This window comes from Thalassoglobus neptunius (assembly GCF_007859735.1).
GTDB classification, from domain to species: domain Bacteria; phylum Planctomycetota; class Planctomycetia; order Planctomycetales; family Planctomycetaceae; genus Thalassoglobus; species Thalassoglobus neptunius.
Window position 1 is genome coordinate 584,010 of the sequence record NZ_SIHI01000001.1, and the last position, 12,416, is coordinate 596,425.

The 12,416-nt window shown below is 52.9% G+C and carries 7 protein-coding genes; 1 reads left to right on the forward strand and 6 read right to left on the reverse strand.

All coding sequences use genetic code 11. The annotated features are described in order from the left end of the window. Positions 1-390: 390 nt before the first annotated feature. The 4 genes from KOR42_RS02315 to KOR42_RS02325 form a co-directional block, all read right to left on the reverse strand. The gene (locus KOR42_RS02315) at positions 391-3,399 is read right to left on the reverse strand and encodes a vitamin B12-dependent ribonucleotide reductase (protein WP_146507004.1); all 3,009 of its coding nucleotides are present in this window, start codon (positions 3,397-3,399) and stop codon (positions 391-393) included. Positions 3,400-4,022: 623 nt separating this feature from the next. Continuing rightward, positions 4,023-4,946: a squalene synthase HpnC gene (gene hpnC, locus KOR42_RS02320; RefSeq protein WP_146507005.1), complete on the reverse strand. Its 924-nt coding sequence runs from the start codon at positions 4,944-4,946 to the stop codon at positions 4,023-4,025. A gap of 93 nt (positions 4,947-5,039) precedes the next feature. Next, on the reverse strand, positions 5,040-5,138 hold the full coding sequence (locus tag KOR42_RS27755) for a 50S ribosomal protein bL37 (protein ID WP_390620832.1): 99 nt from the start codon (positions 5,136-5,138) through the stop codon (positions 5,040-5,042). Positions 5,139-5,524: 386 nt separating this feature from the next. After that, entirely contained in the window at positions 5,525-6,091 is a 567-nt protein-coding gene (locus tag KOR42_RS02325) for a type 1 glutamine amidotransferase domain-containing protein (protein ID WP_146507006.1), read from the reverse strand. Positions 6,092-6,458: 367 nt separating this feature from the next. Between KOR42_RS02325 and KOR42_RS02330 the strand changes: the two genes are divergently transcribed. Continuing rightward, a complete protein-coding gene (locus KOR42_RS02330; protein WP_146507007.1) occupies positions 6,459-8,861 on the forward strand; it encodes a CheR family methyltransferase in 2,403 nt (800 codons plus the stop codon). A gap of 296 nt (positions 8,862-9,157) precedes the next feature. Here KOR42_RS02330 and KOR42_RS02345 read toward each other — a convergent pair whose 3' ends face one another. Both KOR42_RS02345 and polX read right to left on the reverse strand, forming a co-directional pair. Further along, positions 9,158-10,561 carry an MBL fold metallo-hydrolase gene (locus KOR42_RS02345; protein WP_146507008.1) on the reverse strand — a complete coding sequence of 468 codons (1,404 nt, stop codon included), beginning with the start codon at positions 10,559-10,561 and terminating at the stop codon, positions 9,158-9,160. An 84-nt stretch (positions 10,562-10,645) separates the two neighbouring features. Further along, entirely contained in the window at positions 10,646-12,367 is a 1,722-nt protein-coding gene (gene polX / locus KOR42_RS02350; protein ID WP_146507009.1) for a DNA polymerase/3'-5' exonuclease PolX, read from the reverse strand. Positions 12,368-12,416: the final 49 nt, after the last annotated feature.

The following is a 12,416-nucleotide window of genomic DNA, read 5'->3' on the forward strand; positions in this document are numbered from 1 at the left end:
CACCAAATCGAGCGAAGCCATGATCTATGTGGCTTCCATTGGTCGCATGCTCCGCCGCTTAGCTCCTTCACCCAACCAAGCTCCGTTCAAATACCGACTTACAGCATGAAGAGGATTCCGGATAGGCTCTTAGCGAGTATCAGCGTTGAACGTTCTTTTAAGTAGGTCTCTTGGTCCATTCTTGTCTTTTGTGGTGTTTCGCTCAAAATGTTGATTCCATCTTATTCGACGGGTACCACATAAAAAGATTTGGCATTACGTCAAAGGAATGGTATTTATCTACTCGGTTTGGTTCTGTCGAGACTCTCCAGGAGTTGATGACGTCTTTGGTTAATAGCCCCGGGTGAGTCACCCGGGGCTAAATCGTTGCGTTGAGATTGACGAAGCCGGTTATGAGCAACCCATGCTGTTGCCGCAGTTGTGGCAGAGATAGCAGTTGCCGTTGCGGCAAGTGATGGCACCGCAGTTGTCGCAGGCGGGGGCGTCCGACTGGAATTCTGCGAACTGGCTGGAACGGTTATTTACATCAAGATTGATGACTTCCAGACTCTGGGCGGTCACTTGCTCGGCAGGTTGCTGACCGTTGGCTGGTGCAGAGCGATGGCTGTTGCCATTGCTTTCATGGCCGTTGGTGTGCTGACCTTGGGTTTCCTCAGCTGGCTTTGAAGTGTTCGCTCGTTCGAAAACTCGAGCAGCGACCTTTGAAGCGGCGTCCTGTGCTTCTCCCTCTGCGTCGTCATGATGCGAGGGTTTAGTGGGGTTTGCTGATTTGTCGCTGTCGTCCCGTTTCGGAGTGTTCGCTTCGCGATAGCTTTCGATGAAAGTGATTCCGAGCCACCGAAAGATGTAGTCGACCACGCTCTTCGCGACCGGGATGTCCGGGTTCGTCGTCCATCCTGAAGGCTCAAACCGAGCGTGACTGAATTTGTTCACAAGGGCATCGAGCGGCACTCCGAACTGAAGTGCGAGCGACGTTTCTGTGCCGATCACATCCATGAGACCACCAATCGTCGACCCTTCTTTGGCCATGACGATAAAGAGTTCTCCGGGGGAACCGTCTTCGAAGAGGCCGACGGTGATGTACCCTTCGTGTCCTCCGACATTGAATTTGTGGGTGATCGATTGCCGGGTGTCCGGGAGCCGTCTGCGTTTCGGCCGGTCGGACGATCCAGCTTTGCGATCGCCTTCTTTCTTGGTGGCGAGAGGTTGGCTCTGCTTGGAACCATCGCGATAGATCGCAAGCGCTTTGAGTCCCAGCTTCCAACCTTCGATGTAGGCGTTCTCGATGTCTTCTACTGTGGAGTTGGAAGGCATGTTGACTGTCTTGGAAATGGCTCCCGAGAGGAACGGCTGGGCAGCGGCCATCATGCCGACGTGTCCACGCCAGTGAATCGAGCGGCTGCCGTTGGCTGGCTTGAATGCACAGTCAAAGACGGGGAGGTGATCGTCCTTGAGTCCCGGAGCCCCTTCGATGGTTTCGTTTTCCTCGAGGTATTCCAGAATCCCTTTGATTTCCGGCTCATCGTATCCGAGAACCTGCAGCGAGTGAGGAACCGTCTGATTGACGATTTTCATCATTCCGCCGCCGGCGAGTTGCTTGTACTTGATGAGAGCGATGTCCGGTTCGATGCCGGTGGTATCGCAGTCCATCATAAAGGCAATTGTTCCAGTCGGAGCGAGAACCGTCGCTTGAGCGTTGCGGTAACCGTTCTGTCGGCCCAGTTGCAGGCATTCGTTCCAGACTTGTCGGGCTGCATCTTGCAGATAGGAAGGGCAGGACGGGTCGATTTTCTCGACAGCATTGCGATGCATCTGCATGACGTTGAGCATCGGTTGTTCGTTGTCGCGGTAACCTGCGAACGGACCAACGTTCCCCGCGATCTCTGCCGAGGTGCGATAACCTTCTCCATTGAGAATCGCAGTCAACGCTCCACAAATTCCGCGTCCAGCGTCGCTGTCGTAAGGAATCCCCATCGACATCAACAAGCTGCCGAGGTTGGCATATCCGAGGCCGAGCGGACGATAGAGATGGGAGTTCTCAGCGATGGCAGGAGTTGGATAACTTGCGTGATCGACGAGAATTTCCTGAGCGGTGATGAAGATCGAACAGGCTCTTCGGAAGCGTTCGACATCGAAGGAACCGTCTGGTCGCATCATCTTCTTGAGGTTGATGCTCGACAGGTTGCAGGCGGTGTCGTCGAGGAACATGTATTCAGAACATGGGTTCGATGCATTGATCGGACCGGAGTTCTTGCAGGTGTGCCAGCGGTTGATCGTGGTGTCGTACTGGACACCGGGGTCTCCGCACTGCCACGTTCCTTCGGCCATCGCCCGGAGGATTTCTCGGGCTTTGTAGGTCGGCCCCTCTTTGGTGGGATCGGTGACCCAGCGAGTCGTCCAGTCTGAGTCGTTTTCGATAGACTGCATGAACTCGTCGCTGAGGCGAACGGAGAGGTTCGCGTTCTGGAACATGATCGACGAGTACGCTTCTCCGTTGAAGTTCGAATCGTATTCGCCGCTGGAGATAAGCGTGTGGGCTTTCTTTTCTTCTTTGGACTTACATTGAATGAAGTCCATGACGTCCGGATGCCAGTCTTTGATCGACTGCATTTTGGCTGCTCGGCGAGTCTTTCCTCCGGACTTCACAACAGCTGCGATCTGATCGTAAACCCGCATGAAGGAAAGCGGTCCTGAAGGAGTTCCTCCCCCGGAGAGTTTTTCGCGAGAGCTGCGGATGGTGGAAAGGTCGGTGCCGGTTCCTGATCCGAACTTGAAGAGCATCGCTTCGGAAGTCGCGAGTCGCATGATGCCGTCCATCGAGTCTTCGACGGACTGAATGAAACATGCGGACGCCTGTGGGTATTCGTAAGGAGTTTCCGGACGCTCGATCCGCTTCGTGTTCGGATCGAAGTGATAGTTCCCCTGAGAGCCTTTCACTCCGTATTCATGAAACAGGCCAACGTTGAACCAGACCGGGGAGTTGAAGGAACCGTGCTGGTGTGTGCAGAGCCAGGCGAGTTCGCGGTAGAAGTTTTCTCCATCCTCAGGAGAAGCAAAGTATCCGTCTTGAATTCCCCAGTTGGCGATCGTTCGGGCCACGCGATAGATGACCTGTCGAACACTGGTTTCGCGTTCTGGCGTCCCCGGTTCTCCGAAAAAGTATTTTGAGACGACAACATTCGTTGCCAACGCAGACCAACTGGACGGAACGAGGCATTCGTTCTGTTCGAACAGAACTCCGCCGTTTTCGTCTTTGATCTGGGCTGAACGTGGAACCCAATTGACAGTTTCAAAGGGGTCGGCGCCGGCGGGACAGAAATAAGGATCGACACGCAATCCCTTCACTCCAGCACCCTGAAAGTTCGTCTGCGACACCGTCATTCCTTCTGAATTGTGCATCGTGCACCTCTCCACTCTGCATCGTTTCTCGTCTCATTCGATCAGCAACGCGCTCATCGAAACGCTCACTACTCAACTCATTACTTACTCACGCCCCCAGAAGTCAGCTCACGAATTCCATCCGCGCAGCATGAACGCTACTGAATTCTTGTGCAGTGTACGTTCGTGACGTACTTATCATATCGGATGCAAAAAGAACCGGCAGTGGCCAAACTGGACAGAAATAGGAGATTAACACAATTTATTGTGTAAAGCTCGTCGAGTGACGCAAGATATAGTGAAGCAAGTGATGGGGTTCAACTATAAATTCTCTGTTCAGATTGTCAATTTCGATTGCTCCGCAGCTTCACTTCCGAGAGGCACCGATTGACCAAACTTCAATACTGTGTTGGACTAACGATTTCCCAAATCTTTGGAGAATAGATCCAAAGCCGTTAATTCCTCCAAATACCCGATCTTGTTGTTTGTTCTTCTCAGAAACACAAGTCAATGTGTTCGCACGAGTTGTGACAAGATGGCGGGAATACCCTAATCGTGCGAGGTCGCGCCGATGTCGCCTCTGAAGATCGATTTTCGAGACCGCATCATCTAGTGGTTAGAGACAAACATGCCGGGATTGGGAGTCATTTGCCGAGGATGCGCCCAGTGAACGACGAGCCAATGCTCTTCAGCAAGGCTTTTGCTGCATGGGCTTTGGTGATGACTGGCCGTTGCCGCCAGACGTTGTAGTCGAGCCGGACAATTTCATCGAGAACCATCTGTCCCCCACGCGAAAAGAGGTCCACCACAATTCGCCATCGCCCGGAAAGTGATCGGATCAATGGTTCCCCGTCAAGAAACAGAGCCCGAGTCCGGTCGACTTCGAACTCGAGCAGTTTCCGAAACTCGGGAGTGAACCGTTTTTCGTGGAGATCCTCGTCGGCGTACCCGAATCGTTCTCGATCTTCTCGCGGCAGATAGACGCGTCCGATGTCGTGGTCGCGAGAGACGTCCTGCCAGAAATTGGCAAGTTGCAGTCCTGTGCAGATGGAATCGGAACTGCGAAGGTTTTCGGGGTGAGGACAACCGATCAGATGGAGGACGATCCGGCCAACCGGATTGGCACTTCGCCGACAATAGTCTGTTAGTTGAGCGAATGTGTCGTAGCTTTGAATCGACTGGTCCTGCTCGAATGCGGAAATCAGATCGGCGAACGGTTCGATCGGGATGGAGAATTTCTCGATCGTTGGTTTGAGAGCCACATAAACGGGGTGGCTGACTTGTCCCTCGTAGCAGCGATGCAGTTCGGCCTTCCACCAACTGAGGAGTTTCAGCGATTCCTCAGGCGACCCGGTTTCGTCTCCCAAATCGTCTGCCCACCGGCAGAATCCGTAGACATTCGCGAAATGCTGGCGAAGGTCACGCGGGACGATTTTGGTCACGACCGGAAAATTCTCGTAATGAGTGGTCGCTAAACGACGGGTGTATTGCTCAGCTTCGAACAAATTGAGCGGTGCGGCGGTGCCATCCGGGCCCCATTTCTTCAGATCCTCAATCACAGATGACATACGCTCGACCATAAAAAAAGGACGCACTGTTCGTGCGTCCCTGTTTTCTGAATATCCGTTCAGATGCAGCAGCTTTGTCTCAGGTTGCTTACCCTAAGTCTTGATCATCTTTCGCTTTGCGCGACGAGCCTGTGCACTGGCCGGACGTTTTCCGTGATTCGCTTTCTTCAGTTTTCGCTGTGTTTTTGCCATCGGTTTCTCACTCAGCTAATGATACTTCACCCGTGGAAGGGTGGGATTTGTCGATTTCGAGCAAAGCATTATAGACGCTCTTCAACAATTTGAAAAGGAACCCTTTCTGAAGTCGCCGTCAGGCGGTCGGCTTCATTCGCTGTTTTCGACCGATGAATTTTCGGAGGGCCGAATGTTCGACTTCGTGCGAATCGATTGGCTTGTTCAACGACGATGAGTGATCGGCAAAGCAATTTCGGAAAACAAAAAGACAAAGAAACATCGAAGAGTAGAAAGTCCGGCCCATTGAATGTGGTTGATGAGAGGCCAGTACGAAAGATGACCTATCAATCTGAGAGCGTTCTCAGAGCGATAGGTCACTGGTTTTAAGAACTGGTTGGTGAGGGTCACGCGGTCTGGGCTGCGTGTTTTCCCTCGCTGAATTCTTCGATCGCTTTTTGACAGAAAGCTGGGAGGTCGTCTGGATTGCGGCTGGTGACGAGACCTTCATCGCAGACACATTCTTCGTCGACCCAGTGTGCTCCGGCGTTTTTCAAGTCTGTTTTGAGGCTGGGCCAGGAAGTAACTTTTCTGTCGAGGACAACATCGGCTTCGATTAGTGTCCAAAGTCCGTGACAAATGGCAGCGACGGGTTTGCCTTGGTCGAAGAAGTCTCGGACGAATTGAACGGAGTCTTCGTCCATTCGAAGTGAGTCGGGATTGGCGACTCCGCCGGGAAGAACGAGTCCATCAAAGTTTTCAGCTGCGACCGATCGAACGTTTTCGTCGACCGTGAAGAGATCCCCTTTTTCGTCGTGGTTCATTCCCTGAATTTTTCCATCTTTCGGGGAAACGAGCACGACGTTCGCTCCGGCTTCCTGAATGGCTTCCCATGGTTTTGTGAGTTCGACCTGTTCGAAACCATCGGTGGCCAGGAACGCGATTTTCTTGTTGTGCAGTGGCTGATCAGCCATTTGTGGTCCTCCTGAGGGTTGAAGTGGGGTTTTGTCCCGGATATTTCGAGGGATCGACGAATGGATGTCTGTCCACGCCGAATCCCTGTGAACTCGTGTTGATTGGAAGAAGTCTTCGGGACATTCCTGAAGAGAGTTCGGTAGCAATTCGAATGCCGGAAATCTCTGACCCTCGTAAACTGGTTCCATTGGTGAAGAGATTTGGACCTGTAGCGGTGTCTTCGAAGCTGTGCGATTTCGAAAATGTGTGGAGATTGGAATTATCGTTCGACAGGAACGATTGACGTGATTTCCGGGACAGTAGAGACTCGTTTGAAGAAAGCAGAATGTCAGTGCCTCTTTTAAAACGTTCAGAAGGTCACCCTGAATGAGTGCGGAGCAATTGCACGCAAGCGCGTCTCGTCCGTTAGTCGTAGGCATTGGAGCCTCGGTCGACGGAGTCGATGCTATATGCGAGTTGCTTTCGGCTCTTGGTGAATCTCCCGTTCTGGCCGTGCTGATCGCGGGGCAATTGGAATCGGAAGGTTTCGCGAACCTAGCTTCAAAGATTGCTGACGCGACTTCCATGAAAGTCGTCAAAGTGAGGCAACCCGAGCCGTTGTCAGGAAACACGGTCTATCTGTCTGGCAAGAATGACGGGCTGCGATCCTCGACGGACGAAGTTCTCTCTGGGCCGGCTGAGGAAGCTGGGAATTCCGGAGTGATTGACCAGTTGTTCCATTCGATCGCTCTCAGTCATGGAGATCATGGCGTTGGAGTTGTTCTTGCTGGGCTGGGTAGTGATGGAGCACTCGGTCTGAAAGAAATCAGTGACTTTGGCGGTGTGACTTTTGCGCAGTCTCAGGCGACTGCCGATTCTGAGGGGATACCACGCAGTGCGGCCGACATCGGGATTGCCGATCACGTTCTTGCTCCTGAGGAGATTGCAGCCGAGCTTCTGAAATATCGGCGGCACTTCGTCGACATCGAACGAGACGGCCGGGCAATACATTTACATGAAGAGGTGAGAGATTCACTCCCTGATCTTTGTGAAGCTCTTCAGCAAGCGACCGGCCACGATTTCCAGCATTATAAATCGAGCACGCTGATTCGACGGATACAGCGACGCATTCATGTTCTCAAGTTGAACACTGCGGATGAGTATCTCGGATACGTTCAGCACCACTCCGAAGAGGCACAGGTCCTGTTTCGGGAACTCCTGATCGGGGTTACAAGTTTCTTCCGTGACCCGGATGCGTTTGAGGCTCTGCGAACAGAGGTTATTCCCTCACTCTTCGAGGGGCGGAGTCCTGAGGATCCGGTCAGAATTTGGGTGGCTGGCTGCGCCAACGGTTCCGAAGCGTATTCGATGGCGATCCTGTGTCAGGAAGTGTTGCGGGAGACTAATTCCACGTGTCGCGTGCAGATTTTTGCGACAGACATCGATTCACGGGCGCTCAATATCGCAAGAAATGGTGTTTATCCATTGGGGATCGCCGAACAGGTTTCGCCCGAGCGTTTGAAACGGTTTTTCGTCCGGCGAGGGAATCAATTCCATGTCTGCAAGGAAGTGCGAGATCACGTTTTATTTTCGTCTCACAATCTGATCAGCGATCCGCCGTTTTCTCGAATGGATCTGATCTCCTGCCGAAATCTGCTGATCTATCTGGGATCGCATTTACAGGAGAAGTTGTTTTCCGTCTTTCACTACTCGTTGAGGCCGGGAGGGTATTTGTTCCTCGGTCCGAGTGAGTCAATGACGTCGCACGGCGATCTCTTCCGCAGCGTGAGCGTGAAACATCGGATCTCGCAGCGGAAAGGGGCATCGACCCGGCCAACACCGACATCACGCGCTCCCTCAGTGGAGAATTCGAGTCAACGGTCATCGCGAGAAGGGACGGAACATCCGGTCGACCTGACCGAAATGGCTCAGCGGATCGTGTTGGACGAGTTCGCTCCGAAGTACGCCGTGATCGATGAATACGGGCAGATCCTGAACCACTCCGCCGATCTTGAGAAGTACGTGAAGTTCCAATTCGGGGACTTTCACAACAACCTGGTGAAGATCGTCGATTCCAATCTCCGAATCGGGGTGCGTTCTCTTCTCAAAGAGGCTGTCGAAACGAGTCGCAAAGTTCAACGCGACGATTTATCGCTTCGCAATGGAGATCTGATTCAGCGCATGATGTTGACGGTTCAGCCGATGCCGCGCCTTGGAGAGAGCGAACCGATTTACCTTGTCGTGTTTCATGAAATCGGTTTGCCAGCGACGCTGAACGATGCGGACAATTCGCATTCCCGGCCAGAGAGTGAAGCGGACTCGCTGATCTTTCATCTCGAACGGGAATTGGAATCCACACGCTTCGATCTCGACCGGTCACTTCAGGATATGGAAGCAGCCAATGAAGAGCTGAAATCTTCCAATGAAGAACTCTTGTCGATGAACGAGGAACTTCAGTCAGCGAATGAAGAACTCGAAGCATCGAAGGAAGAGATTCGAGAGGGAAGCCTCGCGCTGCAGCGTGCCAACACCGATCTGGAGAACCTCCTTCGGAGCACTCAGATTGCCGCGGTCTTTCTCGATGAAGACCTGAATGTTCGAAGTTTTACTCCCGCGATTAAGGAGATCTACAGCTTATTGAGTACCGATGTCGGACGTCCGCTTGAGCGTTTTGTTCCGCTAGTCGACGACATGCCCAAGCTTTCCGACTTCCGTCAGATTGAGGAAGAAGGTGTCGTCGAACACACAATTGTCGCTGAGAGCCTATCCGGAATCCTCTTCATGCTGTAAGTCGGTATTTGAACGGAGCTTGGTTGGGTGAAGGAGCTAAGCGGCGGAGCATGCGACCAATGGAAGCCACATAGATCATGGGTTCGCTCGATTTGCACCAAATCGAGCGAAGCCATGATCTATGTGGCTTCCATTGGTCGCATGCTCCGCCGCTTAGCTCCTTCACCCAACCAAGCTCCGTTCAAATACCGACTTACAGCATGAAGAGGATTCCGGATAGGCTCTTAAACAGCTTCGACTGCCCGCGAACTCGATTGCATGTCGTCAATCTATCGGTGTCGTTCCCCTCGTCTTGATTACGGAATGTCGAATGTCTCCCGGAAGTGGGGGATGATCGGGTCTTCGTCGCAGTAATCGCGAATTGTCTGCGCGAGAGCTTTGGCAGAGTCAGGTTCTCCATGAACGAGAAAGACTTTGCCAAAGTGGCCGCGCTTCGTGGATTCTTCGAACCACCATTTGAAGTCGACAACATCTGCGTGCGCGGAGAGACCTTCGAGTTGTTCCACCTTGGCGTTCAGGGCAACATCGCGATCGAAGATGCGGACATACTTTCGGCGTTCTGCGATGTGTCGACCTGTTGTGTGGGGCGCCTGGTATCCCATGAGAATGACGTGATTCTGAGGATGAGGAAGCGCCTGCTTCAAATGGTGGACAACTCGACCATTTTCACACATTCCGCTTGCGGAAATGACGACAAAACAGCCGCGACGGTCGTTTAGCTCGATGCTCTGTTGTTGGTTTTCGATCTCGGTCAGGCATTCGAAACCGAAGGGGTCATCGTCGAAGCGAAGAGTGTCCTGAACGTCTGCGTCGAGCGTGTGGTCGTAGCGGCGAAAGACTTGCGTTAGACGGGATGCAAGCGGACTGTCCAGAAACATTGGAAGGCAGTCCAATTCTTTGTTGTTCGTCAGCTCGTTGAGATAATAAACGATTTGCTGAGTCCGACCGAAACTAAAGGCCGGGATAATCACTCGTCCACCCTGAAGATGAGCTTCGCCGATAATCCGTTTGAGTTCCGTTTTAATATCCTGAGCGGGCGGATGAATTCGGTTTCCGTATGTCGATTCACAGATCAGAACATCTGCCCCCTCTACCGGGACGGGATCTTTGAGAAGCGGCATGTCGCGTCTTCCCAGATCGCCGGTGAAGACCACTTTGCGATGCTCGGTTCCGTCTTTGACAAGAAGTTCGGTGATGGCCGATCCAAGCACGTGACCGGAAGGATGGAACCGAAGTTGCACTTCTCCGTCGTCAGTCAGGTCGTACCATTGTGAGAAGAGACAGGGTTCGAAGTTTCGAATCAATTCCTTAACGTCTTCTTCGGTATAGAATGGCTCAACAGGAGGGTGACCCTTTTTGAGTTTGCGAGTCAGGTACTTGGCGTCCTCCCGCTGAATCTTTGCCGAATCCATCAGCATGATCTCTGCGATATCGGCTGTGGCATCGGTGCAAAAGACCGGACCTCGAAAACCCTTTCGATAGAGCTGAGGAAGATTTCCGCAGTGATCGATGTGAGCGTGAGACAGAATGACAGCGTCGAGATCCTTCGGCTGACAGTAAAAGGTTTCGTTCTTCTGCCGAGACTCTGCCCGGCGTCCTTGAAAGAAACCGCAATCGAGGAGAATGCGCCGGTGAGTTGTCTCAATCAGGTGTTGGCTACCAGTCACTTCTCCAGCAGCGCCGAGAAAAGTCAGTTTCATGGGGTCGTCTCCAGCCGCTAAATCATCGTGATGGTTTCTCTACACGCGCGTGAACTCGGTCGATCCGACAGATGCTTCGGGGCATTACGACGACGTCCGTAGGAGTCGGCGAAATTTCGAAAGCGGAAGTGTGTTGGCGACATCTTTCTTTTCGAGCCCTGCTCGTCGTGCTTGATAAACGCCATACTCCAGTACATCGAAACCCGATGTTGAGTGTGCATCCGTGTTGATGACGATCGGGATTCCATAGTCTTTTGCGGAGGCTGCCTGAATTTCGTTGAGGTCAAGACGTGATGGATGCGAATTGATTTCCATCATGACACCTTCATCAGCGGCCGCTTTGAACAGATCGGTATAGTTGATGTCAGCGCCGGGGCGGCGTCCGATAATTCTTCCGCTGGGATGTCCGATCGCACACACATTCGGGTTACGGACCGCATTCAGCAATCGCTTCATGATCTGTTCGCGAGGTTGTTTCAGACCGTAATGCAGCACGGCGATCACCCAGTCCGCTTCACTGAGGACATCATCGGGAAGGTCGAGTTCGGCATCTTCAAGGATGTCGCATTCAATTCCGCACAGCACTTTAATCCCGCTGAGGCTCTCAGCGACTGTTCGGATTTCCTCCCAGTGTTTGCGCAACCGGTCGCTGTCGAGGCCGTTGGCCATCGTCACTCGTTTGGAATGGTCCGTAATTGCGATGTACTTCAGCCCTCTTGCTTTGGCTGCCTCGGCCATCTCTCGAATACTTGCGGTCCCGTCAGTTGCGGTTGTATGCATGTGCAGGTCCGCTTTGATATGTTGGACTTCGATCAAGTCCGGAACAGTTCCTTCCTCGGCTGCTTCGATTTCTCCGCGATTTTCTCGCAGTTCGGGAGGAATCCATGGGAGATCGACGGCTTTGTAGATGGCAGATTCGGTTTGGCTCGCGACTAGTTCGTCGTCGCGATACAGCCCGTATTCGTTGAGTTTCAGCCCTCGCTTCTGAGCACGCTGGCGAATCGCAATGTTGTGCTCTTTGGAACCGGTGAAGTATTGCATCGCTGCCCCGTACGATTCTTCAGGGACCACGCGAAGATCGAGCTCGATTCCGATTTTCAAACGCACTCGTTGCTTCGTATCGCCTCGAGCGAGGACCTTTTCGACATGATCATGACTGGCGAGGCGATCCATGACAGCTTTCGAGTCTGTCGAGGTGACGAGCAGGTCGAGATCTCCGCATGTCTCTTTCCGTCGTCGGGCACTTCCTGCGAGTTCGGCTTCAGTGACGGATTTCAGACTCTTCAGGTCGGTGACGATTTCCTCAGCAGCCGGTTTGACTTCCGCCAGATAGAAACGATTTCCCGCAGCAGCGATCTGTTCAAGACCTTCCAGAATGGTTTGAGCGGTCTTCTTCCCGAAGCCTTTCATCTCTGCGATTTGGCCCGTCTCGGCGGCCGCTTTCAAATCCTCAAGCGTTGTCACATTCAGTTCGGAGAAAATGGCCCCGACTTTCTTCGGCCCGATGCCGGGGATTCTGAGCATCTGAACCACTCCCGGAGGCACCTGATCGCGAAGCTCCTCAAGCTGGGGAATCGATCCTGTTTGTAAGAGATCGACGATCTTGCTGGCGATGTCTTTTCCGATCCCGGGAAGTTCAGTTAAGGCGGGCACGCCTTCGCTGGCAAGATCGGAGACGGGTTCGGAAAGCCCTTCGAGTGTTCGCGAAGCGTTGCGGTACGCTCGGACACGAAATGAATTGGCGCCTTGAATTTCGAGAAGGTCTCCGATTTCATCGAAGACACGAGCGATCTCCGCATTCGTCATGACGCGTGCATCCCATCAGAAACAAACAGAGCCTTCCTGAGATCAGGAA